Consider the following 25931-nt stretch of genomic DNA (forward strand, 5'->3'; position numbering starts at 1 on the left):
GATGGAAGAGGATAACCTCGTAGGTTCGGACGCTCCCAAAGATGGGGCGTCCGAACCGAAAGAAAAGAAGCAGCGGAAGGGCCGGGGGCAAGTCTGGAAGTTCCTCGGTCACTTGGTCGATGTGTTTGTGGAGAAAGTGCTACCTGTAATCGTCGCCCGGAAAAAATGAAAAGTCTCATAGCCAACTACTACAACCCCATGCCCGCAAAGTTCAAAAGCTGGTTTCTCTTCCTGTCCGTAGTCGCCGGTCTGCTGGCCGTAACGCTCAAAGATGCGGGATACGCCAGTTTTGCAATCTGGGTACTACTCGGTAAGGATGTATTCAAAGAAGCGGCGGAAATGCTTATTCCGCCGGAAAAGAAAGAAGAAAAGAAAAAGACAACGTAAAATAGGTTTTGAGGTATGCAAAAAGCCGGGATGCTGTCCCGGCTTTTTCTGTTTGTTCTGGCGATCGATGCAGCGATGCCAAATAATATTCTGAGATCCACCTGGTGCAGCAGCTGCATCCGTTATAGAAAATTCTGCGTGATACGCAGTTTTGTGAGAAACATTCTGTTTGGACTTTACGGCTACATCGGTGACTCTTCCGGCGCGAAAGCTGCCCGCCGTCAGAGATAGAGAATGATACTAAGTATTCACCCTAATTGAGCTAGGATTATTTGAAGAAAATCGCCTATCGGTTACCATAACTCATTGGATTTTTCGAATTATACTATTTTGCAGTATTGGGGAATTGAAAATTTCCACAGAACTATGCCCCAGATTTAGAATAAAAAAGACCCCTCCCGAATGATGTTTTGGCGAACTGCATCGGGAAAGGGCCTTCTGGATTGGCTTAATTTTTCACAATCAAACCTTTACAAATCTAATGAAAAAGTTAAGATTTGGTACGTACCTCGTACTTAGTTTTGCCCTTTTGTTATCCTGCCGTAATGAGACGGCCCCTATTGAACCCACGGGAATCTCTACATCGAAACCGACCCAGCCCGTTCGAGCATCTGGGATCAAGCGCCCTGAAGAGCGATTAGAACAGCTTCGCAGTGACTACACGATTCGCGGTGAAGCCGCTGATTACGTTTACATCTCGCCTTGGGTAAACTGGGTTTACGGAGTTCCTGATGGCGGGGGAAGCGGAGGCATCCGAGAGTATGAAAAGTATAAAGAGTCCGGCGGAAGCGATCCGTACCCCTATAATGAAGTTTCAGGCGAAGGGTTCGGTTGGTTTTACTATGATCGGTCACTGTTGAGTCAATATGAGGCAGAAGAATTTGCTACGTACGCCTCTTACTTTGGTACCGAAGATGCGAACTGTACCGATCCTGCGACCGTAATTCCGGCAGTCAAGATTAAGAATAGAGTCATTGATACCCAATGCGAAAAGGACGCGATCAAAACATTTGTTCTTGCCTGCAAATTAGCCGACGAAGAATACAAGACTAACAATAGCACTTGTTTCCAAAATGTCGGCATTTCCCCGGCGCTGGCGATTGCAGTGGTCAATTCTGCTGAATTCGGAAAAGCCTTGAATCAGGCATTATTGAAAGGTCAATTGCACTACGCAACCCGGGCAAGAATCGTTGGGTTAATCGGGCCGGTCCTTGTAGCGTATGGAGTAGTCCTTAACACATATGTAGCCAGTTGTCTTGACTCATCGACAAATACACTGATTTTGAAACTAGCTCAGGCAGCTACAGAGTTGAATAGTAAACTAAGCACGTGCAGCTAAAACCATGAACAGACAAGCGCTTGTCCGGTATATTTCACTTGCCTTAATAGGCTTGCTCTTTATTGGTCAGAATTCCGGCGCAATCGGAATGTTAGACCGCTTTCTTTATCTACCCGTTTGGGCGTGGTGCTTTCTTCTATTATGGGCATCTGCGGCTCTGCAACAAAGAAGGATAGACAAAAGAGCTGTTCTTATTGGTTTTTTGGTGGCGTGTATCGGGGCTGCGCTTGCTCTGCTGGTTATTTTCGGGCTTCGTTTACTGGTTGAAAGCAGAGACCCTGTTATCATTAAAACTTGAAATTTGGTTATATTGAGGTCAATCCCGGTTCATCTTTGACGAGCCGGGATTTTATTTTTTGCTCCCCCTGCCAATAGGGGGATGGAAGTCAGAGGTCTTTTTTTAATTGCCGCATGATACAATTACTTCGGATTTTACGGTACCTATTGATTTTCCTGTTTTCGCTTATGTTTCTATCACGGTGCTATCAATTACTGATGGTATTTTGAGTAAATGAAAAAGCCGGGACAGCATCCCGGCTTTTTCGTTATTTAGTGCCTTTTACTCGGATTTTTTGACCGTCGTCCGATATGACGTTAAGGTCTATTGTTCCGACGTTTACGCTTCCGATTTTCGCGCCGGATTCGTAAAGGTCAATGTCGGAGGAAAGTTCTTTGGCTTTGAGGGAAAGCGTCGTTTCCGATGAAGTGATCTTGCCCTGAATATTTGAGGTGAATTTCATCGTACACTCTGTCAGGGTGTTCTTTGTCAATTTTACACCCATCGAAATACCATCGACCGGGAGGTATAATTTTTGCCCGTTCGCTTCGGCGTAGGTTACTTGGTACGTACCGGCAACGGCTGCGGATAAATCAACCGGCTGCGGGGAGTCCTTTTTTGAGCAGGAAGAAAGGGATACAGCGAGGAAAGGAACTAAAAAAAACTTGCGCATAAATTTTGAAAGTAAAGGTTTGTTTCAGGAGAATTAGGCGGATGAATTGCAAATAAACTAAAATTAGGCCATAAGGTGCAGTGTTTGGGATTTTACAGTTTCAACCAAAATCGGTGCATAAATCCTTTGCGTGGTTCGAACGTTGGCGTGTCCTAATACTTCTGCGACAACCTCAAGCCGAACGCCATGATTGATTAGAAAGGTGCCTGCCGTCGAACGCCCGACTTTTGTTGAAAGGCCAATATACCCGATCATAGCGCCAATTACTTTCAGGTTATCGTTTAGTGTCCATCTTGACAGCACCGGAAGTTTAGAACGGTATTTTTCCAGAATGCGGCGCGTCTCCGGCAGTATCGGTATTTTGCACGGTTTGGTTGCCCACCGTTCAATTTTCTTGCGGACTATCAAAATCCATTCGGTACCATCCAGTTCTCGGAAAATATGCTCTTCCGGGTTGAAGTTGTACACGTCAACGATGCTCATCCCGGTATAGCATTGAAATAGAAATATGTCCGCGACGATCCGCATTTCGAACGGCAGGCTAAGTTTTGAGAGTTTTTCGAGTTGTGGTACTGTCAGGAATTTAGGCATACCAGGCGGCGGAATCGTGACGTCGGCGTATTCGAGCGGGTTATATTTCAAATGCCTCTTTTTTACTGCAAAAGACATCACTGATTTCCACGCAGAGACCTGCCGGGATACGTGTATTTTTTTAAAGCCCTTCGTGTTGAAATACATGATGAGATCATCTTCCAAGGTTGACCGGATATAGTCGACCCGTATGTCTTCTTTGTGCAACACGTCGCGTATAAATTCCGCCGCATTCTTTCGCCTCGTTTCCCATGTTTCGACCGTGCCCTTTGTTATCTTAAATGTTTTGACCCGGTACTCTACCATTTGGTCAAATAGCTTTAAGAAAGTTGGCGTCCTGCCGGTATACTCCCTCGCTACGTCGTCGGCGGTAACAACCGAATTTGTTCGCCGAAGATCGTTGAATACCTGCCGTAAGTCGGCCTCAATATCCAGTGTTTGCCTAAGAACCTCCTTTGCTATACGATCGTCTAAGGCTACCAGTTCATGTAGGTTTTTCCATAATTCAAGATTGACCCTAATTTTTGTTGAAAAAGGAACGGCCGGAATTGCGTCAATGGATACCGTACAATAGAGGGAATGACGCCTGTCTTTCGGCACATGCTTTGATTGTCTGGGTTTGAAGGAAACAGTAAGCAAGTGTCTTTTTTTTTGGACATTAGGTACAGATTTGGTGTTCAATAACTGTACCTGAATCTGTACCTGCGAGGTGAAAAAAAGAGGGAAAGGAACGGAATGGGCGGGCGCTCAGTGGCTTAAGGGCAATAAAAAAAGCCCTAAGCGAGGGGCTATAGGGCTTAATTATCGTGTTTTGTGGTCACGTAGGGATTCGAACCCCAAACCTCCTGATCCGTAGTCAGGTGCTCTATCCAATTGAGCTACGTAACCGACTTTCCTAAAGGGCTTTGTTTTTTGTTTCGTTGTTTCTTTCGTGCCGATCGGGAATGCAAAAGTAGTGTTTCAAAGTGCCCTTGGCAAGTCCTGAGGCACTTTTTTTTCTAATTATTTTGTTCCGGGCTGAGTTTCAGGGCGTTCTGATAGTGATTTAAAATGCGTTTTGTGCGGAGGTACCGGCCAACGTTGTACTCGTCGTAGTTGGCATCCCCCGGAATCACACTCGAAAGCAGCACATAGTTTGACGCATGAATGAACTGGTTATTCCCCACCCACATCGCCACGTGTACCACCTTCTCGGTGCCGTCATCGTTTTTCTTGCCGAAAAAGAGCAAATCGCCGGGGTGTAGTGCCGACCAGTTTTTCTCCGTGTCCACCAGCTCGCCCGAATGTACCTGCTGAGAAGCGTCACGCGGGAGCTGCACGCCATTGAGAAAATACACCGTCTTCGTGAAACCGGAACAGTCTACGCCCTTGAACGACGTCCCTCCCCAGAGATAGGGAAGACCCATCAGTTTTTCTGACGTTTGTACGAGGGAGTTTTCTGTTATCTTCAACGAAGCCAGCCACTCCTTGTAGAACTTCGCGTCTTTCTTCATAATAAACGCGCTACGGCCATCCGGGTAGGTTACCTCGTAAAAAGCTCCCTTTTCGCCTTTAAAGGCCACCAGATCGCCCGAAACGATGTCGGAGACCGTCTGACTGTTCGCGTCGGCTTTTGTGTACGAGAACGCGTAGGGGGCGAGTACGATCAGTTTGCGGGCTTTCTGCCAGGCTTCGGCCTCCGCGTCGGTCACGAGGTGTACCGATCCCTGATCCACCCAGGAGATGTACTCGTCGGGCGTTTGCACCTGCAGCCAGGAGCCGTCTTTGTCCCATACCTTCAGCGGCGTGCCGAGCAGCGCCTGCGTGGCCATCTCGGCCGAATGCTGCGGCGCCGAGCGGATGTTACAGACGGATACGCGCACAATGGCCTTTGTTTTTTCGAGGTCGGCAGACGGCAGTACCCTGATTTCGTCTTTCAGTCCCGGCGCCTGCGCGAGTAACTCCTGTTTGGCGGCGGGGAGGTTGGTTTTGCCGGTCAGGCGACCGTCGTCCGTCGCCTGCACCTGAAAAATAGCCGTGCGCTTATCCGGTGCATATTTTTTCTGCACAGCGGTAATGAGTTCGTTCATCGGTTTTTGCTGGGAGAAGGCGGGCGCTGCGAGCAGACAGGCCGCCAGAAACAGGTATTTTTTCATTGTCTTATTTGTCATAGGAAACCCTGAACCGGGTGAGATCCGGTCGGCGCGGGCGTTGACGGGTCAATTCATAGTCATACACAGCCTGCCCCAGGTACTTCAGGAAGGGATAGCCGACCGTTTCGTAATCGTACTTGTCGTCGTTGAAAATTTCGTCTTCGTTGGCATAGATCACGGCCGTCAGCATAAACTCAATTCCCTTGTCAAAATCGACGATGTAGGCGTTGTCGAGCGTAAACCCGTATGCGCCACCGATTTTGTTAAAGATACGCAGCGTTGGCTTTGCGTCCTTCTCCGCTCCGTAAATGAAGAATTTGCAGACGGCAGGCCATATGTTCGGATACTTCGGCGACTTTGATTCCGTCGGTAACTCGCTCATATACTGATAGAGAAAGCGGTAATCGTCGGGTGTAATGTCAAAGCGTTTCTGTTTGTCCACGTCGTCCGGAAACAAAATAGCCTTGAGTATTTCGTGCTGGTCGGGGAGGGAGAAATAGTTCTTCTGGGTGAAGTCCATCGGCTTGTCTACCAGTGTTTCTCCCCCGTAAAAATTAGCGCCGCCAGTCATGTAGCCCTTGCCCAGCAGCAAGGAGGCAGCGGGGAAATAGTTCTTCGTTCCGATCGCCATAGGTTGCCGGTACCGGACGTTGCCTTTTTCATCCAGAAACCGGACCGGATTAGTATGCCGATTTTGTTCCGGCGACAACGGAATCGACAGGCGGTGAACCAGACGCAGGTCTTTGTACCCCTTCGCGTGAAGGCCGTCGTTCAGCGCCTCCTGCCCGACGAATTCGTACAGACGGTTGAAGGCGTCGTTGTCCGACACCAACAAAATCTTCTTGATGTAATGCTCCACGCTCGGCAGTCCGCTCGTGGCGGTTGTATCCCGTTCAACGGCGGTCTGTCCGGGTTCTCCGGCTTCCGTCAACATCGGCGCATTTCGGGGGATTCCAAGCTTCTTCAGCTTTTCCAGTGCCATGAGGCTCGTCGGAAGTTTGACGGTACTGGCCGGGTAGAAATACGGCTCGGCATTGACACGATAACCATAGGTGCGAAAATGCGGATGGTTTTTCTTATCCCGGTCGATTTGCGTGTACAGAATCTGAATGCGGTATTTTGCCGGATTTTCGAGGAAACGCCCGAATTGTTCCGGTTTCGACTGCATCAGTTTTTCGAGGGAAAAGTCCTGAGCCGACGCCATCAGCGGCAGGGCGAGCAGGAGTGAAAGCAGGCGGAGTTTCATGCAAAGAATCGGTTCAGGGCCCGGGCGATCGTCACGAGGTCTTCCGGGGTATGCAAAGGAGTGATAACCAGGCGGGTAATCGCCGGATCGTTCGGTCCGGGATAGGGGAAGCAGGCGGTCAGAATACCCTCTGTTTCGAGGAATTCATGCAGTCCGGCTTGTGTCGTCGTAAACGCCGGGTACCGCTCAAACCAGCGGAGCGACAGCAGATTAGGCGCAATCAGCTCTGTAAAGGCCCGCACCGATGCCATCAATTGCGCATGAGCGGCTTCATACAACCCGAACGACTGCGTCAGCGCCCACAGAAATCCCGGACTTGCGGGGCTCGCCCCGGTAAACATCGGAAACTGCCGGATCGCGGCAAGGTCTGCAGCCGGGCCTAAAATCACCCCGGCCGGTACACCGAGGGCTTTGTTTAACGACGCGACGACAAATACCCTGACCAATTGATGATGAGTCAACTGCTTGTAAATGCCACGTCCGCCTTCCCCAAAAACGCCTATTCCGTGAGAATCATCGACTAGTAGCGTAATCCGTTTATGATCCGGTAATTGGCTGATCCAGTCAAACGGTACAGGTTCCACATGCGGCGAGCCGATGGAATCGGTCACGATGACAATGTCCGCTGCGCGGTCCTTCCGGATGCGGTCAGCCAACGTTCCGAACCAGTTGTCGTCCGCCGAAACTGAAAACCGCGGGCCGCGTACCGCCGGATGGCTCGTTGGCGAATAGTAAAACGACGCTTTCGGCAGGCTGCCAGTCAGCCACTGAATCGCCGTTTGCCCCGCCAGCATACCCGACGATACCGTCAGTGCCGCCGGCGCGCCGGTCCAGTCTGCCAGGGCTGTTTCGGCCTGCTCATAGACCTTCAGTCTCAGGGTATTGCTCCGGGAGCTGCCCCAGTTGGTTCCGGTTTGAGTCAGTCCCTCGAGTACCCGTTCCCGGAAAACCGCGTTCCCGGCCATGCCGAGGTACGATGTGCCGCTGCACCAGAGGCGCTCGCCTCCCGGTGTCTGAACGGTGCGACCGGGGACCTGCCCTGTATAAAATGTATTCATGCCTTCAACAAACCAGCGCCGGTGCCGTTTGCATCGGCATAGAGAACTTTACCATAGTCGATTGTGACACCGGTCGAAACATCGTCGTCGACGAGTAAGATACCATCCATGTCAACGTAATCGAGCAGCGGAAGCAATTGGGCAATGGCCGAGCAGCCAACGTTCGACTCCGTCATGCAGCCCACCATTACTTTCAAGCCTAGTCGGCGGGCATGCGCAATCATCCGCCGGGCGGGAGTCAGGCCGCCGCATTTCATCAACTTGATATTGATTCCGTGGAAGAACCCGTAGCAACGGGCTACGTCTTCTTCGACGATACAACTCTCATCGGCCAGCAGGGGCAGGGCCGACTCGGCATAGACGCGCTTCATACCTTCCCAATTGGTCGCTTTCATCGGCTGTTCGATGAATTCGACACCCAGCTCCCTGAGCGCGTAGGAATTACGGATGGTTTCTTCGACGTCCCAGGCCGTATTGGCGTCTACCCGGAAGATGGCGTCCGTATGTTTCCGGAGCTCGCGAATGATGGCGATATCGTCTTTCGTTCCCAGTTTGATTTTATAAAGGGGAAACGGCATCTCCTTCATTTTCTCCACCATCTTTTCGACGGTATCGATACCGATGGTGTAGTCGGTAATCGGGTTCCGGGAAGGGTCGAGGCCCCAGACCTCATACAATTTTTTGCCGGCTTTTTTGGCGTACAGGTCGTTATAGGCGACGTCCAGCGCACACAAAGCAAAGGGATGGTCGTTTTTGAGATGCGGTTCGATGAAGGCATAAAATTCCTCCGGCGTGCCGCCCGGGTAGTGTTCGATGAGGCTCCGGACGCTGTCCAGCTGAGCCTTCATTCCCTCGATAAAAACCCCGTAATAGGTGGTTTCGGTTGCTTCTCCGTAGCCGGAAAAAGCGCCGTCCCGCAGTTCGACGATCAGCGTAGGCTGCACATTGCGGGATTCGTGGGTGATCGTAAATGTGTGACGCAGGCGAAGCGTGTGGACGTGAAAATGAAGTTCCAAGTCGATCAGAAGTGTAATGAAACCATTAGACAAGATCCTGCGGGTTCAGGCAGGTAAAGATGCACAAACCCGCACGACTGAACAAAATTGTGCATTTTTATGAAACAAGAGTCGATTCTTCGGGATATCTGTAAAACTTTCTCCCGTTTCTATGGCCGGACGCAGGAATCGCCGCCGCTTTCCGAACGGTCGCCAAAAATCTCTCCCGAATCCGTATCTTTGAGTGTCAACTGATTACCACACCCTGAATCGTGAAAAGTACGTTTTCTCCCGCGGTGGCTGTCCGCCAACTAAGCAGTCGCCGGGTATTTTTCTTGCGTTGCCTGGCCTGGGGCTTGCTGGCGGTTACGCTCGCAGGCAGACTGGGCGCCTGGTTTTTCGTTTTTGAACTCTTCAGTCATTTTGCGGTACAATGCGTAGGCGCGGGTCTCGGGTTGCTCTATTTCGTCCGGAAAGACCGCGGTGCATTGTTTGCCGTAGGCGTATCACTGCTGATTCAGGGCTGGCAGGTTGCTCCGTGGATAGCATGGAACGCCGCGCCGGCTTCTGCGAAAGAAGGTATCCGCGTGATGCATGCGAACGTACTCTATGCCAATACGGCATACCCTGAAGTCTTCCGTGCGTTGGAAGAAGAGGATGCCGATGTATTGTTTATCGCGGAAGTCACGCCACCATTCTACCATGCGTTTCGCACCCGCTTCCGGCAGCGGTATCCTTACCAGTATATGGTCTATGCCAAATCCCGGTTTCATGTGCTTGTCGGGAGTCGTACTCCTTTGAAAATCAACCATGAAGCGGTAACGGCAAACCGGATGCTGGAAGCGACGACGGTAATTCGCGGCAAAACGGTCGCGCTTGTTTCCGTGCATCCAAAGACGCCCATCGAATCGTCCTGGTTTGCTTCGCGGAACAAACGCCTGGCCGGCGCCTTTGCGGCGGCTTCCGGTCGGCGGGAGCCGGCTATTCTGGCCGGCGACTTCAATGTCAGTGTGTTTTCACCTGTATATCAGGCCCTCGTGGAACAGTCGGATTTGCAGGCGAGCCGGAAAGGTTTTGGTATTTTGCCAACCTACCGCAACGGCTACGGGCCACTGATGATCCCGATTGACCATATTCTGACGAACAGGGGTTTTCGGACTACGTCCTTCCGAACCAAGGACATTCCCGGATCGGACCATAAAGCAATTATCGCCGATCTTCAGTTCCGCTGAAAAACAAACGAGCAGTTCCACCGAAGTGAAACTGCTCGCTGCGTTTTGAGGGGAGAGTCCGGACGAACCTAATCTTAGTTAGTGGGAATGAATGTGGCCTGAACCGCGCGGATATACAGCGGGTTGGCGCCTTTGTAGCGGGAGTCGAGACCAAAAATGACCCAGAGTTCGCCTTTGTCGTTGGACTTGGCCTTGTAGGGGACACTTTGGTTGCTGCGCTGGATTTCCTTGAACGTCGTCGCGTTTTGTCCCGTTTTGATGTTACCGAGGACAATCAGGTCAGTACCGCTCGTTGAGTCAGTGGTTCCCTTGTTCAGGTTCAGGATGTTCTTACCACCTTCTACTTTCCGGCCAGGCTGTACGCCTACGGCGCCGGCCTTGATATAGGACTTACCGCGTGCGCTCGTGTCAGGTGCGTTTGACTGCACAGCGATCTGGAACGTAGTCGAGTAGTTGGTATTTGGTGCGAAACCTGAGACTTTGGTGGCTACATACGGAAACAGTTCGCCGTTGGTATTGAGGGCTGTGAGCTTCACTACCTTCTTGGTGGCGGAGTCGGCAGGTACGGGCGCTTTTACTTCCTCATATTTGAACTGAAATTGGGTCGTATCGGCACCTGTGGCGAACTGCGTAAAGCTTGCTCCCCAACCTTGTTTTCCGCCGGTAAAGTCAGTAGTATACTGGAAATACGGGTCGGACTTATCGTCGTTGCAGCTCATAATCCCGGCGGCCAGGAAGGACAGGCAGATCCATTGAGTCAGTTTCATGGTACGTTGTTTGAGAAAATGGAGATTTTAAAAATTTCGCACTGAATTCAGTGGCAGACGCAAAAGGTCTGAGAAAGCTTTCCGGTACCATGACCCGGGGTTTTTTGCGGAAGTTGGATTGGCGGTTGTTAAGAAACGTTAAAGAACGTTAAAAAGGAGAGGTAAGGGGCTGTTTTGAAGGAGGTTAGGAGAGAGAAAAAAGTTTGGAGTTTAGGGTTTGAGGAATGGGAGGTGGTTGTTTCTCCGATGGCTTATGTGCTTGCTTAGTGGTTTAGTGAAGATACCGGCAGGGTAGGCGCAGCCTACCCATTAAAAAGTCCGTAGCGGATGCTACGGACGGCGCATCACAAGCGCTTAAGCCAGCCCGGAACAACGCTGCTCGTCAAAAGCAAGTGCTGAAACTACCCTTATGCATAACTGCCGGCGCATGAAAAGCACTTAGGCCAACCCTGAACACTACTGCTAGCCATGAGCAGGTACTGAACTACCCCTTGTGCTTAACCGGCGGCGCATAAAAACCGATTGAGTCGCTCCCGTGCGGCAGCGCGGAACGCATATTTCACCCTCAACAATCCCCTAAACTCTAAACCCCAACTCCCTACCCCCTCCCAATCCTCCTTTCAATCTCAAAACATGCCCTGGCATTGTGATACGGGCATTTCCAGGCGGTGATTTTGTCCGCGTCGATGGAAGCGTGATGGGCGGCGTCCGTGCGGAGGTACCATTCGCCACGTTCTTTGTCCAGGAGGTACTTCTGAATGAATTCCCAGCTTTTCAGGGATTTTTCAAGAAAATGCTGTTTCCCGGACAACTGATACGCATTGAAATACCCGACCATTTGCTCGCTTAATACCCACCAGCTGCGCTCTTCGTTTTTGTGCCCGGTTTCGGGATTGTATTCGTAGGTGAGCGCGCCGTCGGGATTCAGGCCTTCAAGGGTAGCTGTTGCCATCCGCAAACTCAGGTCTTTGGTCTTTTGAAGCAGGGGCTTGTCATCCAGTATTTCCGCGGTCTCGTACAGAAGCCAGGACGCTTCAATGTCGTGGCCATAGGAAATTTCCGGAGAACGAGCCTGCCAGTCTTCCGTAAAAAAAAGACGCATACGTGCCGTTTCCGGGTCGATGATATGCTCCATGAAGACCTCTTCAAGCAGAGCTTTTGTATGTTTCTTTACCTCCGCATCGGGCCATACCCGGTACAGGTTGGTAATCGGTTCGATGAGGTGGAGGTGCGTATTCATCGATTTACGGAGCGGCCCTTTACTCAGAATATAGTCGTCTGTATCGGACCAGTCCTGATTGAATGCTTCAATAAATCCACCGTTTTTTGAATCATAGGCCTTGTCCACCATTACCCGGAAGAGCTTTTGGGCTTCTGCCAGGCCTTCCGGTTGTTTCGTCGTCCTGTAATATTCACTCAGGCCATAGAGGGCAAAGCCCTGGGCATAGAGTTGTTTTTTCGTGACTTCAGGAAAACCATCGGCACGCACCGACCAATACACGCCTCCGTATTTCGGGTCCACAAACCGGCTCCGGAGATAGGCAAAGGCCCGGTCGGCGAGCTTGCGATGTACCGGATTTCGGGTGACTTCATAGGCCAGGGAGAACGTCCACAAAATCCGCGCGATAAGAACCATGCTGCGTGACGCCGACGGATCCGGCTGATTCCGGACATCGACACGACCATAAAAACCATCCTGACGATCAGGGGAGTAGGTTTGCCAGTACTGGAGAATCCGGTCAAATTCATGCCGGACTTCCTGGCGAAAAGCTGGAAGAGATAACATCGGTTCAGAGGATCAGAACGGAAGATACGGAAAAACTTCGCCGGCGGCAAAGTCGGTCCGCCCGACAGGCAGCTCCAGAAACCCGGTGCATTCCAGCAGGTTAGCGAAATCGCCCGAGCCGGATCCTTTCAGTGGCCGGGCCACATGCCGGCCTTCTTCGTTATAATAGGTCGCTACCGGCATAAAGTACGTCAGATCCGGTTTAAAGATGACCTGTTCCGAAAGCGTGGCTACCGGTTTGCCTTTCGGCCCATGGCCCAGAAACGGGCGTACGTATTTCAAAAAACAGAGGAATGTTGATACCGGATTGCCGGGCAGGGCGAATACAGCTTTCCCGTCGGCCGTGGTTCCGAACCACAACGGTTTTCCCGGTCGCTGCGCTACCTGATGAAATTGCCGGGTGACGCCCAGCCGTTCCAGTACTTCCGGCAGGTAGTCCTTTTTCCCAGCGGAAACGCCGCCGGTCAGAATCAGGATATCGTGCTGCCGGAGGTAGGTCTGAAGCGCGCGGAAAAGACCGTCGGCATCGTCGCGCAGGTGTTGTATATCGCTTTTGATGCCTATTTCCCTGAGAGCGGCCGACAGCTGGTAGGTACTCGAACGGCGGATCTGATGGGGCAGTGGCGTTTCGTGTATGTCGACGAGCTCGTCTCCTGTCGAAACCAGGCAAACAGACGGATTCCGGTACACCTGAACCGACGGCCGGCCGACAGTCGCCAGAATAGCTACCTCCGGCGAGCCGATGCGCGTGCCCGCCTTGAGCAGGAGCGATCCTTCGGCGCGGTCTTCTCCTTTCCGGTGAATATTCTGGCCCGGAACAACGCCTGCTTTCAGCGAAGCAAACCGGCTGCCGAAATGTTCAGAAAAAGCCAGGTCTTCGTACCGGACAACCGTATTAGTGCCTTCCGGAAGTACTGCTCCCGTCATGACTTCCACGGCTCCGCTTCGGGAAGCGAGTTTTCCGGCGGGTTCTCCGGCATACGTTGTCGCCTCGATACGATACATGCCTTCTTCAGCCCGGCCATCGAGCCAGAGTGCGATCCCGTCCATCGTGACGCGGTCGAAAGGCGGAAAAGCGCGGTCCGCCGCAATATCTTCCGCCAGTATCCGGCCGGGGCACTGGTATAGGGGCACTGATTCGGTGGCAGGGACAGAACGGGCCGCGAGGACCTTTTCAAGGGCTTCGGCAACGGGGATCATGGTCGTTGAGGGGATAGTTGAGTCTTCAAATATGCCGGTCGTTCGCCGGAAAGGCAATTCCCGCATGCCTGAATGCTTTTAAATGTTGATTTTCTTGGCTCTATTTGCGGGTTGTCATTCCTGAATCATGCAAAAACACTTCATTCTCTCAGCTCTACTACTATGCTTCGGCAGCGTGGCGGCACAGCCCCTGGCAAAGCCCTTTCCCTTCGGCCCGCAGCCGCTAACGGTCCTCGATGCCCGGCGTTTCCATTGGTCTGCCGACGGCAACGCACAGATTCAGATCGAGAACGGAGAAATAACCCAGACCGACGTCCGCTCCGGCGCGAAGACGGTCCTCGTCAAAAAAGAGCAGCTGACGCCTGCCGGTGCTTCGCAAGCGATTCACGTTCAGGCGTTTGAGTTTTTCCCCGCAGCAAAGAAAGTACTGCTGTATACCAACGGCCGCCGGGTATGGCGCTACGCGACCCGCGGCGATTACTGGTTGCTGGATCTGACTACCGGAACGCTGGCTAAATTGGGCAAGTCCCTGCCGGAAAGCTCCCTGATGTTTGCGAAACTGTCGCCCGACGGTACCAAAGCCGCCTACGTCTCGAAGCATAATCTCTATGTGGAAGACCTGAAATCCGGTGCAATACGTCCGCTCACGACCGACGGCACCGACCGGCTCATCAACGGTACCTTTGACTGGGTATACGAAGAGGAGCTGGATTGCCGGGACGGATTCCGGTGGTCGCCCGACAGCAAGCGCATTGCTTTCTGGACGGTCGACGCCAGCAAAATCCGGAACTTCCTCATGATCAACAACACCGACTCGACGTATTCCTATACCGTTCCGGTGGAATACCCGAAGGCGGGAGAAAAACCGTCTCCGACGTTTGTCAAAACCGTAGACGTCGCTTCCGGCAAAATCACGCCGATTCAGATTCCCGGCGAACCCGATAACAACCTCCTGCCGCGCATGGAGTGGATTCCGGGCAGTTCAGATCTGCTTATCCAGCAACTGAACCGCCGCCAGCAGGAAAGCAAACTGTACATTGCCAACGCCGCTACCGGCCAGGCAAACACCATTTTCACGGAAACAGATAATGCGTGGGTCGACGTGCGCAGCAACTGGGAAGACGGCGACATGACCAACTGGTACTGGCTGGCAGGAGGTAAGGAGTTTCTCTTCATGAGCGAAAAATCAGGCTGGCGTCACCTCTACAAAATCAACCGAGAAGGCAAGGAAAGCCAGCTGATCAACGAGCCGTTTGACATCATCAAGATTTATCAGGTGGATGAAAAAGGCGGTTTTGTGTACTTCTCCGCTTCGCCGGCCAATGCAACGCAGCAATACCTGTATCGCCTCCGGCTCGACGGAAAGGGAAAAGCCGAACGCCTCACACCTGCTGCCTATGCCGGTACCAACGACTATGAAGTGTCTCCCAATGGCGCCTTTGCCCATCACCGGTTTTCATCGGCTAACTCGCCTGCGTCCCAGGCGTTTGTGACCCTGCCGGCGCACAAAGCCGCCGACGGAAAGACCATCGCCGAAGTAAAGAAAACGAAGGGAAAAGTCGAATTTTTCCAGGTTACCACGTCAGAAGGCGTAACGATGGATGGCTGGATGGTGAAACCCGTCCCGTTTGATTCGACGAAGAAATACCCCATTGTTTTTTATGTATACGGTGAACCGGCAGCGACGACGGTCAATGATCAGTTTGGCGTAGGCAATGACTTTCTGTTTCAGGGAGATATGGCCGGAAAAGGATATATCTATGTCTCGCTCGATAACCGGGGTACTCCCGCGCCCAAAGGTCGTGCCTGGCGCAAGGCGATCTACCGCAGCAATGGAATCGTCAACGCCAAAGACCAGGCACTTGGAACGCAGGAAATCCTGAAATGGCCGTTTGTTGACAAAGACCGCGTAGCCATCTGGGGCTGGAGCGGCGGCGGTATGTCGACGCTCAACGCCCTCATGCAATACCCGGATATTTACCAGACAGGTATTGCGGTAGCAGCTATTTCAAGTCTCCGCCTGTACGATAATATTTATGAAGAACGGTACATGGGTATTCCGTCAGAAACAGCTGCCGACTACCTGAAAGGCTCGCCCATCAGCCATGTGAAGAACCTGAAAGGCAACCTGCTGTATATTCACGGTACCGGCGACGACAACGTACATTACCAGAATGCCGAAGTACTCATCAACGAGCTCGTGAAGGCCGGTAAGCTATTCAGCCTCATGATCTACCCCAACCGTACGCATAGTATTTCGGAAGGGCAGGGGACGTTCCAGCACCTGGGTAAAACGTACACCGACTACCTCCTGAAAAACTGCCCTCCCGGCGCTAAATAGTTCTGTTTCACAGGGCCGGGAGCAGCGCTTCCGGCCTTTTTTATATCTCCTTTCGTATGTCTGCTATTTCCCAGGTACCCGCTGCATTTCCTGAAATCGACCGGCAAACCCGCGAATCAGGTTTTACCATGCCTTCCGAAATCCTGACCTGTTCCCTGCTTCGTACCCTGGCGGCATCCAAGCCCGCCGGGCGTTTTCTGGAGCTGGGTACGGGTACCGGTTTATCTACGGCGTGGCTGCTCGATGGAATGGATGCTGCTTCTACGCTGGTATCCGTCGATAATGCCGCCGAATTTCTTGACATTGCTATCCGGAATCTGGGAACCGATTCCCGCGCTGACTTTGTTTGCCGCGACGGGGGAGAATGGCTGGAAGAGAACCAACATTCCCGTTTTGACTTTATTTTTGCCGATACCTGGCACGGAAAGTATCTCCTGCTTGACGAAGCTCTCGCTTTGCTGAATCCCGGCGGTATGTATTTCATCGACGATATGCTGCCGCAGGCCAACTGGCCGGAAGGGCATGATCTCAAGGTAGCGAACCTGCGTGCGGTACTTGCGGCACGGTCTGATCTCGACGTAACAGAACTGGATTGGGCCAGCGGCCTGATCATCGCCGTAAAAAAATAACCGAATGTCTCTCAGCCATTTAGATGCCCAGTCGAATCCGACGATGGTCGACGTGGGCGACAAAGCCATCACCCGCCGGACGGCTACCGCCCGCAGTATCGTGGTACTGCCCGATGCGGTCTTGGCGGCGTTGCAGGACGGCGATATCCGGACCAAAAAGGGTCCTGTATTCCACACCGCGATCATCGCCGGGACAATGGGGGCGAAGAAGACGGCTGAACTGATTCCGTTCTGCCACCCGTTGGGTCTCGACTCCTGTAAGTTTTCGATTACGGTGGAAGGAAACGAAGTCGTCATCGACTGTACCTGCGCACTGGAAGCAAAAACGGGAGTAGAGATGGAAGCGCTGACAGGAGCTACAGTAGCCGCCCTGACGTTGTACGATATGTGTAAAGCATTATCGCACGATATCGTCATTAAAGAGACCAGATTGCTGGTGAAAACCGGAGGCAAGTCCGACTATGCGCACGCCTGAGCCAATACAAACGTGGAAAATCCTGTACAGCCGAGCCCGCCTTTGTGGGGATTAGTCCTCGCCGGAGGACAAAGCAGTCGCATGGGATTCGACAAGGCCTGGCTGAAATACGGTGGTTCGCCGCAGTGGCAGGTCGTAACGCGTTTGCTGGAACAGGTATGCGAGCGTGTGCTGGTATCAGTCCGGCCGGAGCAGCTGCAACCGGATGGTATCGAAGTGATTCCGGATACGCGGAGGGCTGGACCGTTGGGAGGAGTCCTCTCTGCGTTTCAGCGGAAGCCGGACGCAGCCTGGCTGGTAGTGGCGGTGGATATGCCGTTTTTGTCGGAAAAATCGCTGGAATACCTGGTCTCTCACCGGGATATCAGCCGCATTGCGACAGCCTTTCTTGCGTCCGACGGCCTCCCCGAGCCATTGGTGACTATTTTTGAACCTTCCGGATTTTCTTTGTTACTTGACTTTTACAACCGGAATCATCTAAGCTTGCGTAAGTTCCTGCTGAACGCGGAGGCAAAGCTGCTTCAACCGGTAGCGCCCGACGAGCTGACGAGTATCGATACGCCCGGGCAATACCGGCAGGCGACCGAATAATTCAGCGGGATTCATACCGTTCTTGCCCGAATGGAACAATTTCAGGAGTTGTTGGATAAGTACTTGCCAGGAAATAACTGGACCGATTTTTTATGGTTTGCAGGCATACTGCTCGTGGGAACGCTGTTGCGGCGACCGATAGGGCGCATGCTCAGCGGCTGGATGTTCGGCATTGTACGCGGAATATCAAAAGATACCCACCTGGCTGTTCAGGATTTTGTAACGCTGCTCCGGAGGCCAGTCGAACTCCTGTTCATGCTGGTAATCATCTACGTAGCGTTTGATCTGCTGCGTTTTCCGGTGGAATGGGGGTTGGCGAAGAAAGAAGAGTTCGGGCTGCGGCTGATTCTCTCCAAAGGTTTTCAGTGTGTGTCTATCCTCGCTGTGACGTGGATGCTGGTCCGGTTCATCAAGTTTCTGGCGCTGGTATTTACCAAACGGGCGGAGCGGACGGAGACGAAGGTCGACGACCAGCTTGTTCCCTTTATCAAAGACCTGCTCATTGTCCTGGTCGTGATCATGAGCGGGCTGATCATTGTAGGACAGGTCTTCAATATCGACATCGCCACGCTGGTAGCCGGGCTGGGAATCGGCGGGATCGCGATCGCGCTGGCGGCAAAGGAAACCCTTGAAAACCTGCTGGCGTCGTTTACGATTCTGGTAGACGGTTCGTTTGTCGTAGGAGACGCCGTTCAGATCGGACAGACAACGGGCGACGTGGAAAAAATCGGATTCCGGAGTACGCGGATCCGGACAGTGGATGGCAGTCTGGTAACGGTACCAAACCGCCTGATTGTCTCCCAAACGCTTGAAAACCAGACCCAGCGGGAGTTTCGGCGGGCGAAGTTTGCGTTGAAACTTGACGTAGGTACCTCTGCGGAGTCCTTACAAAAGATTGTCACCGAAATTCAGGAGGCGGTGGAAGGGCATGAACTGACCCGCAGGAAGCCCGGAATCGTGCGTTTTGAAGGATTTGGCGACCAGTCGTTTGATATCATGGTCATCTACCACGTCGAAACAATGGATTTCCGTATTTACAACCACGTGAAAGAGGCGTTGAATTTTCAGATTCTCCAGATTGTCCGGAAAAACCATGTCCGTTTTGCAAGTCCGATGAGTACCATCCGCCTGCGCACCGATGTGAACCTGCCCGGTACCGACCTGCCGGGATCAGCCGGAACCACGTTAACCAGCTGATTGCAGGGCGGAATCACCTTAAAAATAGGGAATTGCCGCAACAAAGTAGGAGGGACGTATTGACATTGTAAGGGAAAACGTTGTACCTTTGCACTAATACGTCTTGCATTTCCGTTCATAGCATCAGATCGCTCCCCGTATTCTTCCCCGGATTCACTGGCAGCCTCCATCCTCTGATGGGTGAAATCAACAAAGATCAAGCGATTCCCTTATTCACCTAACTTCTTTTTTTGTTTCCGGCACGTCCGTTATTGATACTTTCTGCATGTATACATCTGAAGAGCTTAGTCTGCGGCTGCTGTCTGAACTGAGAGCAATCGCAAGGGAGTTGAATATTTCCAGTCCGACACAACTGTCTAAAACAGAACTGATTAGCAAAATTATCGAGCGGCAGGCGCCTGCGCCGGCAGCCGCCGAATCCACCAATATGTCATCACCATCCGATAAACCACGGGCACGCCGTTCCCGGAAAGCACCGGAAGCGGAACCCACCGATACCCACACGCCTCAGGAACCGATTACAGAAGTACCCGCCGCCGAAGTGATTGCCGAACCGGTTGCCGAAGCAGCCGCTGATTCAGAGCCGGCTCGTCACAAACGGGCGCGCATCCGCCGTTCGGGCGCCTCAGACGTGGATTTCCCGCCGCTGCCCGCCGAACTGGCAGAAAAAATTGCCCCGAAACCGGCTCCGAAAGCAGAAGAAGTACCTTTTGAACCGGTAGAAGAAATAGATTTTCCGGCCGAACTCGAAAATGATTTTTCCCTGGACGAAGCCTACCAGGCAACCATGGAAGTCATGCCCGAGACGATCCCCGGAGAAGCAGGTGTAGCAGAGGCCGTTGTGCCGGCGCCCGTAAATCCGAATACCCCGCGCGACCGTGAAGGCCGTACCGACGAAAACGGTCAGCCGCTTCAGCCCAATCCCCGGGCGCAACAACTTCAGCAGCAGGTCAAGCGCAATTACAACCAGCATATCCGCGAATTTGATGGTCTTATCGAGAACGAGGGTGTACTCGAAATCATGTCGGACGGTGGCTACGGCTTCCTGCGCTCCGCTGATTACAACTACCTCGCTTCTCCTGACGATATCTACGTTTCTCCTTCTCAGATCAAACTTTTCGGGCTGAAAACCGGCGATACCGTCCGCGGCGCCATCCGCCCGCCGAAAGAAGGAGAGAAGTACTTCGCGTTGCTGCGCGTGTCTTCCGTCAACGGAAAAACCACCGAAGAAATCCGCGACCGGATTCCCTTCGAATACCTGACGCCGCTGTTCCCGACTGAAAAACTGAACCTGTTCACCACCGGCCGCGAATATTCGACCCGGATTCTGGACCTGTTCTCGCCGATCGGTAAAGGGCAACGCGGGATGATCGTCGCGCAACCGAAGACCGGTAAGACGGTGTTACTCAAGGAAGTAGCAAACGCCATTGCCAAAAACCACCCGGAAGTTTTCCTCATTATCCTGCTGATCGACGAACGCCCAGAAGAAGTCACGGACATGCAACGCAGCGTGAAGGCGGAAGTGATTTCATCGACGTTTGACGAGCAGGCCGAACGCCATGTGAAAGTATCGAGCATGGTACTCGAAAAAGCCAAGCGTATGGTCGAGTGCGGTCACGACGTCGTGATTCTCCTCGATTCCATTACCCGTCTGGCCCGCGCCTACAACACCGTGGTACCTTCGTCCGGCAAGATCCTCTCCGGCGGGGTGGATGCCAACGCGCTTCACAAACCGAAGCGCTTCTTCGGAGCGGCGCGGAACGTGGAAAACGGTGGTTCTCTGACCATTATCGCCACAGCGCTGATCGAAACCGGCAGCCGGATGGATGAAGTTATTTTCGAAGAATTCAAGGGCACGGGTAACATGGAACTCCAGCTCGACCGGAAACTGGCGAACCGCCGTATTTTCCCGGCGATCGACGTTCCGGCGTCCGGTACCCGTCGCGAAGACCTGCTCATGGACCCCGAAACGCTCAAGCGCGTCTGGATTCTGCGCAAGTACATGTCCGATATGAACTCCGTCGAAGCCATGGAATTCCTGCTCGAAAAGATGCGCGGTACGCGGTCCAACGAAGAATTCCTGCTGTCGATGAACCGATAAACGTGTAGTGTTACCGGTAAAAAAGCCCGACCCTCCCGGCCGGGCTTTTTTATGACCGGGCGACGGGTATTTTTTTCAGGGGATATTTGTATTTGTCGCCCTATTCTTGTTGCTTTCCGGCGATCTGCCGCCTTCCCTGATAATTCATCCTAATCTGTTTCTCAACCTTACATTCTATGTCAGCTGTCAAAACTCTCGCCTGGTTCGGGCTAATCGGCTGGATGGCAGGGGGGACTTACTGGCACGTTTGCCGGATCAAACAACTCTGCGACGGCAATCCTGCGCCTACGGTGGCGGTCAGCGAGCCGGAGTTCTCCGTTCCGTCCCTGGATATTGAGGACGGTAAACTGTCCCTTCATTCGCCCTTTAACGTTGCTTTTCACCGGTCCGGTGCCCAGGCAGGTCTGGAAGCCGTCAAGCCTCAGCTGGATGCGCTCGCGGCCTACCTGAAGGCCAATCCCCGCCGGAAACTGACCCTAACGGGTTATTATTCTTCCCAGGAAGAAAACACGACACCCTTCGAAAACCTTGGCCTGGCCCGGGCAGACGCCCTGCGCCAGTACCTGATCGCGCTGGGCGTACCCGCCGATCAGTTGCTGACCGAAGGCAAACTGCTGGACAACCTGGCTTTCAGCCCGCAGGATTCTACCTACGGCGCCGGTTTTGCGTTTGAGGCCGGCGAGCCTGTGGCGAAAGTAACCGAAGCGCCCGCCGTTCCGGCCGAGCCTGCCACGCCTCCGGCTGCGCTGGAAAAACCGAAAGGCGAAACGGAGCAGGAACTGGCCGCTTCCGAAAAATTCGAAAGCATCTTCAAGACAATGGACCTCTACTTCCCCCTCGGCAGCAGCGAGTACATCAAGACGGAAGAGAACCGGAAGTTCTTCGACGAGGCCAAAAAATACCTCACAGCGCATCCCGGAAAGAAGCTTTTCCTGACCGGCCATACCGACAGCGAAGGGCCTGATGACGTCAACCTGAACCTGTCCAAACGCCGCGCCGAAGCCGTGAAGAAGGCTTTTGAACGGAAAGGCATCAAAGCCACGCAGCTGCTGGCCGACGGCAAAGGGGAGACTCAGCCGATAGCCGACAACGCCACCCGGGCCGGTCGTAAGGCCAACCGCCGCGTATCCATCCTCGTCAAGTAAGGACTCCTAACCAGACCGAACCATGTACGAACATTTTAACCCCCTGAACCTCGAAAACGCCTGGCTGCAGCACCTGATTCTGTTTGCTGTGGCAGGGGTACTCGGGTATATCATCGGCTATCAGCGGAGTAAGATCCGCCTGAACGACTACTTCGGGCACCTGGCCCGCCTGGAAGCCGACCTCGCCCAGTGCTTCAAAATGAAGACGCAGCCGGCGGCTCCCGCAGCCAAACCGGCGAAAATCGCTGAACCGCTGCCTGTCGTTGCGGCGGCTCCGGCTCCGGAAATAGACGATCTCAAAAAAATCGAAGGCATCGGCCCGAAAATCGAACAGATTCTGCACGAAAGCGGCATCCGGACCTTTGCGCAGTTGTCGCAGACCGAACCGGCGCATATCATGGAGCTTCTCCGGGCTGCCGGACCGCAGTTTCAGATCCACGATCCCGGTACCTGGCCCGACCAGGCCCGGTTGGCGGCCCAGGGCAAATGGGACGAGCTCAAAGTTTGGCAGGATGAACTCAACAAAGGCAAATCAGTCTGACCCTCAACCATGATTCTACAAGCACTAAGTCAGAATATACCGATCGCGGTACTCGAAGCGCTCCTGTTTATGGGCGTAGCGGCATGGATCGGCTGGTGGCTCGGAAGCCGGGCCCTGAACGCCCGCATTGATTCCGTTCAGACGGATATCGCTGCTAAACAAGTCGAACTTGAAATCTGCCGGCAACAGAAAAGCAAGCCGAAAGCGGCGGAACCCGCAACGGCCCATAAACTGCCCGTTATCGAAGTTCCGATGGATATTTCCTCGCCCGAGGCTATTCCCGGAATCAATTCCTTCACCGCCGCGCCGATTCTGGTAGAAGAGGCAGATGACCTGAAAATCATCGAAGGCATCGGGCCGAAGATTGAGCAGCTGCTCAACAACGAGGGCATCAAAACGTTTGCTACGCTGGCATCTACTCCGCCTTCCCGGATTACCGAAATCCTGCAGGCGGCCGGCCCGCGCTATCAGATTCATGATCCCGGCACCTGGCCCGACCAGGCCCGCCTTGCCGCCGATGGCAAGTGGGAAGAACTGAAGATCTGGCAGGATGAGCTGAATAAGGGGAAGAAGGCGTAAAGCGATAAGCTTCAGGCTTTGCGGCGCAAGCCGCGATCGATTTGTAAGTTGAACGTCGCCTGACCAACCGGTCAGGCGACGTTTTTTTAGGCTTTAGGCTTTAGGCAGTAGGCTTTAAGCTATGCCTTCCGACCAAATCCGGACTCGTTTTTCCAGGATTACTTTAGATTACAGCCCCGGCTTAACGCCTATCGCCTACCGCTTACAGCCTAATGCCTAAAGCTCTCCAGATAAGATTCCGGGAAGCCATGCACACGGGTCAGATCAGCAAGCAGCTTGAGGTAAGCGGCGTCAGGCGGGTGGTTGGAATCGGTTTTGTCGACGAGGGCATAGGTCCAGGCGCGTACGGGCTTTCCGTCTACCTGAGTATCTACCTCCAGCCGGTCATACAGTACCGGATAGGCTTTGTTCCGGTCCATTTCTGCGAGCGATTCCTGCGGAATTTCATAGACGATACCCCATACCGTTTCCCCGTCAGCAGGTAGGATATCTGCGCCGACGCGGCTTCTCAGTTCCGAATAGGCCGTGAAAACCAGGCGGTATCCGTTGAGCCGGCCAGTCCCGATGAGGCGCGCAGATGGAATACTGGCTTTCATTTTTTCGGGCGACATATAGGAGCCGTAAGAGAAATAGTAAGTCGTCATGACTGTGATTTTTGCGGGATAATGAACAGACGAGTTCCGGACGAACTGCCTATCTTGCCGCAAATTCGATTCTAAAACGCGTATTGTTATGTCTGATCACAGCGAATCTTTTTTATACCAGTACCTCAACAATCCTTCTCCCACCGGCTTTGAAGCCTCCGGCCAGCGCATCTGGCTCGACTACCTCCGCCCATACTGCGATGATTACCTGGTGGATACGTATGGTACCGTCGTTGGTATCGTCAATCCCGGGCAGCCGTATAAGGTTGTCATCGAAGCTCACTCCGACGAAATTTCCTGGTTTGTCAATTACATCTCGGAAGAAGGGTATATCTACGTACGCCGGAACGGAGGCTCCGACGCGGTGATCGCGCCGTCGAAACGCGTGAATATTCACACCAAAAAAGGAACCGTCAAGGGAATCTTCGGCTGGCCGGCCATCCACGTCCGCGACCTCGCCAAGGACGCTGCTCCCAAAGTAACCGATCTGACGATTGATTGCGGTGCGACGAAAAAAGAACTCGAGGAAATGGGCGTACACGTCGGCTGCGTCGTCACGTTCGAAGACGAACTGATGGAGCTCAACAGCCGCTACTACGTGGGTCGTGCGCTCGACAACCGCATTGGCGGCTTCATGATCGCCGAAGTGGCCCGTCGCCTGAAAGAAAACACTATTGAACTGCCCTATACGCTCTACATCGTCAATGCGGTGCAGGAGGAAATCGGGCTTCGCGGCGCCGAGATGATCGCCCGCCGCCTTAAAGCCGACGTGGCGATCTGTACCGACGTGACGCATGATACCCAGTCGCCGCGCTACGACAAAAAGGAACAGGGCGATCTGAAATGCGGAGGCGGACCGGTGCTTTGCTACGGACCGGCTGTTCAGAATAACCTGCTCGATTTCCTGATCGACGTCGCGACGGAAAAGGAAATTGCCTTCCAGCGGCAGGCGGTGAGCCGTTCGACCGGCACCGATACCGATTCCTTCGCGTATGCCGCCGAGGGTACGGCGTCAGCCCTGATTTCGCTGCCGCTGAAGTACATGCACACCACCGTGGAAACGGTTCACAAAGACGACGTACAGGCTGTCATCAACCTCATTTACGAAGCCCTGTTACACCTCAAGGCAGGACAGGATTTCCGGTACCTTCAATAACCGGACAGGTCTGAAAAACAGCGGGCGGAAGCGGCAGAAAGCCGGCTTCCGCCCTTTTTTTACCGTAAATAGGAGAAAAGGGCGGCGGACTGCGAACTTTGCGCCGCGGTTCCGGATTGTGGAATTTGTTCCCTATGTCTTTTGCACCATGAGAAATCGAATCGTTAACCGTTTCGTCAGCTACTTCGTCAGAGGGTTGCTGTTGCTGGCCCCGATGTATTTCACGGGGTATATTTTGTATGAAGCGTTTTTGTACCTCGACGGCCTCGTGCCGATCGGGATCGGCACCGGAAATAACCAGATCCGGCTTTGGGGCGTAGGGCTTGTGGTGGTGCTGGGTATTGTTTTTATGGTGGGATTTCTGGGGTCTACGTTCCTGGCAGTACCCGTTTTCAGCGTATTTGAGGAATTGATCAACCGGCTGCCGCTGGTGCGTATTATCTACTCTTCGCTGAAAGACCTGACGTCGGCGTTTGTCGGCGACAAAAAGAAATTCAACCAGCCGGTAATGGTCAAAATGGACCCGAATCTGGACCTGCACCGACTGGGGTTTCTGACGCAATCGGACCTGTCAGACTGGGATATTCCGGGATCCGTGGCTGTATACCTGCCGCAATCCTATGCCTTTGCAGGCGATTTGTTTATCGTTCCGAAAGAAAACGTCGTACTGTTGAAAGCCAACGCGGCGGAGGTGATGAAATTCATCGTTTCAGGAGGCGTATCCCGGAATTGAACGTCCGGTAGTACTTGACTTCCCCGGCCCGTACGGGTCCAATAACCGGGAAGCAGGATACTTCCGGAAAGAAATTGTACGTTGTGGAAGTATCCGCCCGAAATTAAACGCATACA

26 protein-coding genes and 1 tRNA gene are annotated in these 25931 nt (G+C 53.1%); 16 read left to right on the plus strand and 11 right to left on the minus strand.

Features of this window, described 5'->3' with window-relative positions; genetic code table 11:
* Nucleotide 1 precedes the first annotated feature (1 nt).
* From BLR09_RS25550 to BLR09_RS17365, 4 genes are all read left to right on the plus strand, one after another.
* Nucleotides 2–169 carry a hypothetical protein gene (locus tag BLR09_RS25550; RefSeq protein WP_176785593.1) on the plus strand — a complete coding sequence of 56 codons (168 nt, stop codon included), beginning with the start codon at nt 2–4 and terminating at the stop codon, nt 167–169.
* Nucleotides 166–387: a hypothetical protein gene (locus BLR09_RS17350; protein ID WP_093205054.1), complete on the plus strand. Its 222-nt coding sequence runs from the start codon at nt 166–168 to the stop codon at nt 385–387. The genes BLR09_RS25550 and BLR09_RS17350 overlap by 4 nt, the downstream gene beginning before the upstream one ends.
* Before the next feature lie 481 nt (nt 388–868).
* Entirely contained in the window at nt 869–1726 is an 858-nt protein-coding gene (locus BLR09_RS17360; protein WP_093205061.1) for a hypothetical protein, read from the plus strand.
* 4 nt (nt 1727–1730) lie between these two features.
* A complete protein-coding gene (locus BLR09_RS17365; RefSeq protein WP_093205064.1) occupies nt 1731–2024 on the plus strand; it encodes a hypothetical protein in 294 nt (97 codons plus the stop codon).
* Nucleotides 2025–2271: 247 nt separating this feature from the next.
* Here the strand turns inward: BLR09_RS17365 and BLR09_RS25330 are convergent, their stop codons facing one another.
* The 7 genes from BLR09_RS25330 to BLR09_RS17400 form a co-directional block, all read right to left on the minus strand.
* On the minus strand, nt 2272–2466 hold the full coding sequence (locus BLR09_RS25330) for a hypothetical protein (RefSeq protein WP_143011140.1): 195 nt from the start codon (nt 2464–2466) through the stop codon (nt 2272–2274).
* A gap of 273 nt (nt 2467–2739) precedes the next feature.
* Nucleotides 2740–3906 carry a site-specific integrase gene (locus tag BLR09_RS17375; RefSeq protein ID WP_143011141.1) on the minus strand — a complete coding sequence of 389 codons (1167 nt, stop codon included), beginning with the start codon at nt 3904–3906 and terminating at the stop codon, nt 2740–2742.
* A gap of 175 nt (nt 3907–4081) precedes the next feature.
* Nucleotides 4082–4155, minus strand: a tRNA-Arg gene (locus BLR09_RS17380).
* A 110-nt stretch (nt 4156–4265) separates the two neighbouring features.
* On the minus strand, nt 4266–5402 hold the full coding sequence (locus BLR09_RS17385; RefSeq protein ID WP_093205072.1) for a C40 family peptidase: 1137 nt from the start codon (nt 5400–5402) through the stop codon (nt 4266–4268).
* A 4-nt stretch (nt 5403–5406) separates the two neighbouring features.
* Nucleotides 5407–6645, minus strand: a complete 1239-nt coding sequence (locus BLR09_RS17390) for a serine hydrolase (protein ID WP_093205075.1) — start codon at nt 6643–6645, stop codon at nt 5407–5409.
* On the minus strand, nt 6642–7703 hold the full coding sequence (locus tag BLR09_RS17395; protein WP_093205077.1) for an aminotransferase class I/II-fold pyridoxal phosphate-dependent enzyme: 1062 nt from the start codon (nt 7701–7703) through the stop codon (nt 6642–6644). Before BLR09_RS17395 ends, BLR09_RS17390 begins: the two co-directional genes overlap by 4 nt.
* Nucleotides 7700–8719, minus strand: coding sequence for a dipeptide epimerase (locus BLR09_RS17400; RefSeq protein WP_093205079.1), 1020 nt, complete (start codon nt 8717–8719; stop codon nt 7700–7702). Before BLR09_RS17400 ends, BLR09_RS17395 begins: the two co-directional genes overlap by 4 nt.
* A gap of 251 nt (nt 8720–8970) precedes the next feature.
* On the opposite strand from BLR09_RS17400, the gene BLR09_RS17405 reads away from it, so the two are divergent.
* Nucleotides 8971–9930 (plus strand): endonuclease/exonuclease/phosphatase family protein, encoded by a 960-nt coding sequence (locus BLR09_RS17405; RefSeq protein ID WP_143011142.1) that lies wholly within the window; start codon nt 8971–8973, stop codon nt 9928–9930.
* Nucleotides 9931–10004: 74 nt separating this feature from the next.
* On the opposite strand, the gene BLR09_RS17410 is transcribed toward BLR09_RS17405, so the two are convergent.
* From BLR09_RS17410 to BLR09_RS17420, 3 genes are all read right to left on the minus strand, one after another.
* Nucleotides 10005–10697, minus strand: a complete 693-nt coding sequence (locus BLR09_RS17410) for a hypothetical protein (protein ID WP_093205084.1) — start codon at nt 10695–10697, stop codon at nt 10005–10007.
* 598 nt (nt 10698–11295) lie between these two features.
* Nucleotides 11296–12483: an AGE family epimerase/isomerase gene (locus BLR09_RS17415; RefSeq protein ID WP_093205087.1), complete on the minus strand. Its 1188-nt coding sequence runs from the start codon at nt 12481–12483 to the stop codon at nt 11296–11298.
* Nucleotides 12484–12495: 12 nt separating this feature from the next.
* Nucleotides 12496–13683 carry a molybdopterin molybdotransferase MoeA gene (locus tag BLR09_RS17420; RefSeq protein ID WP_093205090.1) on the minus strand — a complete coding sequence of 396 codons (1188 nt, stop codon included), beginning with the start codon at nt 13681–13683 and terminating at the stop codon, nt 12496–12498.
* A gap of 127 nt (nt 13684–13810) precedes the next feature.
* Between BLR09_RS17420 and BLR09_RS17425 the strand changes: the two genes are divergently transcribed.
* The 9 genes from BLR09_RS17425 to BLR09_RS17465 all read left to right on the plus strand — a co-directional run bounded on the left by BLR09_RS17425 (nt 13811) and on the right by BLR09_RS17465 (nt 23282).
* Nucleotides 13811–16024 carry a S9 family peptidase gene (locus BLR09_RS17425; RefSeq protein ID WP_093205093.1) on the plus strand — a complete coding sequence of 738 codons (2214 nt, stop codon included), beginning with the start codon at nt 13811–13813 and terminating at the stop codon, nt 16022–16024.
* A 56-nt stretch (nt 16025–16080) separates the two neighbouring features.
* Entirely contained in the window at nt 16081–16653 is a 573-nt protein-coding gene (locus BLR09_RS17430) for an O-methyltransferase (protein ID WP_093205096.1), read from the plus strand.
* Nucleotides 16654–16657: 4 nt separating this feature from the next.
* Nucleotides 16658–17128 carry a cyclic pyranopterin monophosphate synthase MoaC gene (gene moaC, locus BLR09_RS17435; protein ID WP_093205099.1) on the plus strand — a complete coding sequence of 157 codons (471 nt, stop codon included), beginning with the start codon at nt 16658–16660 and terminating at the stop codon, nt 17126–17128.
* Nucleotides 17129–17140: 12 nt separating this feature from the next.
* The gene (locus BLR09_RS17440; protein ID WP_143011143.1) at nt 17141–17719 is read left to right on the plus strand and encodes an NTP transferase domain-containing protein; all 579 of its coding nucleotides are present in this window, start codon (nt 17141–17143) and stop codon (nt 17717–17719) included.
* Between the two features lie 30 nt (nt 17720–17749).
* Nucleotides 17750–18916: a mechanosensitive ion channel family protein gene (locus tag BLR09_RS17445; RefSeq protein ID WP_093205105.1), complete on the plus strand. Its 1167-nt coding sequence runs from the start codon at nt 17750–17752 to the stop codon at nt 18914–18916.
* 265 nt (nt 18917–19181) lie between these two features.
* A complete protein-coding gene (rho, locus tag BLR09_RS17450) occupies nt 19182–21017 on the plus strand; it encodes a transcription termination factor Rho (protein WP_093205107.1) in 1836 nt (611 codons plus the stop codon).
* A gap of 176 nt (nt 21018–21193) precedes the next feature.
* The gene (locus tag BLR09_RS17455; RefSeq protein WP_093205110.1) at nt 21194–22162 is read left to right on the plus strand and encodes an OmpA family protein; all 969 of its coding nucleotides are present in this window, start codon (nt 21194–21196) and stop codon (nt 22160–22162) included.
* A 22-nt stretch (nt 22163–22184) separates the two neighbouring features.
* Nucleotides 22185–22703 carry a DUF4332 domain-containing protein gene (locus BLR09_RS17460; protein ID WP_093205113.1) on the plus strand — a complete coding sequence of 173 codons (519 nt, stop codon included), beginning with the start codon at nt 22185–22187 and terminating at the stop codon, nt 22701–22703.
* A gap of 9 nt (nt 22704–22712) precedes the next feature.
* Nucleotides 22713–23282 (plus strand): hypothetical protein, encoded by a 570-nt coding sequence (locus BLR09_RS17465; protein ID WP_143011144.1) that lies wholly within the window; start codon nt 22713–22715, stop codon nt 23280–23282.
* A 209-nt stretch (nt 23283–23491) separates the two neighbouring features.
* Here the strand turns inward: BLR09_RS17465 and BLR09_RS17470 are convergent, their stop codons facing one another.
* Nucleotides 23492–23926 (minus strand): gamma-glutamylcyclotransferase family protein, encoded by a 435-nt coding sequence (locus BLR09_RS17470; protein WP_093205119.1) that lies wholly within the window; start codon nt 23924–23926, stop codon nt 23492–23494.
* A gap of 88 nt (nt 23927–24014) precedes the next feature.
* Between BLR09_RS17470 and BLR09_RS17475 the strand changes: the two genes are divergently transcribed.
* Together BLR09_RS17475 and BLR09_RS17480 are read left to right on the plus strand one after the other, a co-directional pair.
* Nucleotides 24015–25082 carry a M20/M25/M40 family metallo-hydrolase gene (locus BLR09_RS17475; protein WP_093205122.1) on the plus strand — a complete coding sequence of 356 codons (1068 nt, stop codon included), beginning with the start codon at nt 24015–24017 and terminating at the stop codon, nt 25080–25082.
* A gap of 148 nt (nt 25083–25230) precedes the next feature.
* Nucleotides 25231–25815: a DUF502 domain-containing protein gene (locus BLR09_RS17480; protein ID WP_093205125.1), complete on the plus strand. Its 585-nt coding sequence runs from the start codon at nt 25231–25233 to the stop codon at nt 25813–25815.
* Nucleotides 25816–25931 lie beyond the last annotated feature (116 nt).

It is taken from the genome of Siphonobacter aquaeclarae (assembly GCF_900103285.1).
Classification (GTDB): domain Bacteria; phylum Bacteroidota; class Bacteroidia; order Cytophagales; family Spirosomataceae; genus Siphonobacter; species Siphonobacter aquaeclarae.

What these genes read in the sequence shown, in the direction of transcription:
- BLR09_RS25550 (WP_176785593.1), top strand. Translation starts at nt 2, where the DNA reads ATGGAAGAGGATAACCTCGTAGGTTCGGACGCTCCCAAAGATGGGGCG.
- BLR09_RS17350 (WP_093205054.1), top strand. Translation starts at nt 166, where the DNA reads ATGAAAAGTCTCATAGCCAACTACTACAACCCCATGCCCGCAAAGTTC.
- BLR09_RS17360 (WP_093205061.1), top strand. Translation starts at nt 869, where the DNA reads ATGAAAAAGTTAAGATTTGGTACGTACCTCGTACTTAGTTTTGCCCTT.
- BLR09_RS17365 (WP_093205064.1), top strand. Translation starts at nt 1,731, where the DNA reads ATGAACAGACAAGCGCTTGTCCGGTATATTTCACTTGCCTTAATAGGC.
- BLR09_RS25330 (WP_143011140.1), bottom strand. Translation starts at nt 2,466, where the DNA reads ATGAAATTCACCTCAAATATTCAGGGCAAGATCACTTCATCGGAAACG.
- BLR09_RS17385 (WP_093205072.1), bottom strand. Translation starts at nt 5,402, where the DNA reads ATGAAAAAATACCTGTTTCTGGCGGCCTGTCTGCTCGCAGCGCCCGCC.
- BLR09_RS17390 (WP_093205075.1), bottom strand. Translation starts at nt 6,645, where the DNA reads ATGAAACTCCGCCTGCTTTCACTCCTGCTCGCCCTGCCGCTGATGGCG.
- BLR09_RS17395 (WP_093205077.1), bottom strand. Translation starts at nt 7,703, where the DNA reads ATGAATACATTTTATACAGGGCAGGTCCCCGGTCGCACCGTTCAGACA.
- BLR09_RS17410 (WP_093205084.1), bottom strand. Translation starts at nt 10,697, where the DNA reads ATGAAACTGACTCAATGGATCTGCCTGTCCTTCCTGGCCGCCGGGATT.
- BLR09_RS17415 (WP_093205087.1), bottom strand. Translation starts at nt 12,483, where the DNA reads ATGTTATCTCTTCCAGCTTTTCGCCAGGAAGTCCGGCATGAATTTGAC.
- BLR09_RS17420 (WP_093205090.1), bottom strand. Translation starts at nt 13,683, where the DNA reads ATGATCCCCGTTGCCGAAGCCCTTGAAAAGGTCCTCGCGGCCCGTTCT.
- BLR09_RS17425 (WP_093205093.1), top strand. Translation starts at nt 13,811, where the DNA reads ATGCAAAAACACTTCATTCTCTCAGCTCTACTACTATGCTTCGGCAGC.
- BLR09_RS17430 (WP_093205096.1), top strand. Translation starts at nt 16,081, where the DNA reads ATGTCTGCTATTTCCCAGGTACCCGCTGCATTTCCTGAAATCGACCGG.
- moaC (WP_093205099.1), top strand. Translation starts at nt 16,658, where the DNA reads ATGTCTCTCAGCCATTTAGATGCCCAGTCGAATCCGACGATGGTCGAC.
- BLR09_RS17445 (WP_093205105.1), top strand. Translation starts at nt 17,750, where the DNA reads ATGGAACAATTTCAGGAGTTGTTGGATAAGTACTTGCCAGGAAATAAC.
- rho (WP_093205107.1), top strand. Translation starts at nt 19,182, where the DNA reads ATGTATACATCTGAAGAGCTTAGTCTGCGGCTGCTGTCTGAACTGAGA.
- BLR09_RS17455 (WP_093205110.1), top strand. Translation starts at nt 21,194, where the DNA reads ATGTCAGCTGTCAAAACTCTCGCCTGGTTCGGGCTAATCGGCTGGATG.
- BLR09_RS17460 (WP_093205113.1), top strand. Translation starts at nt 22,185, where the DNA reads ATGTACGAACATTTTAACCCCCTGAACCTCGAAAACGCCTGGCTGCAG.
- BLR09_RS17465 (WP_143011144.1), top strand. Translation starts at nt 22,713, where the DNA reads ATGATTCTACAAGCACTAAGTCAGAATATACCGATCGCGGTACTCGAA.
- BLR09_RS17470 (WP_093205119.1), bottom strand. Translation starts at nt 23,926, where the DNA reads ATGACGACTTACTATTTCTCTTACGGCTCCTATATGTCGCCCGAAAAA.
- BLR09_RS17475 (WP_093205122.1), top strand. Translation starts at nt 24,015, where the DNA reads ATGTCTGATCACAGCGAATCTTTTTTATACCAGTACCTCAACAATCCT.
- BLR09_RS17480 (WP_093205125.1), top strand. Translation starts at nt 25,231, where the DNA reads ATGAGAAATCGAATCGTTAACCGTTTCGTCAGCTACTTCGTCAGAGGG.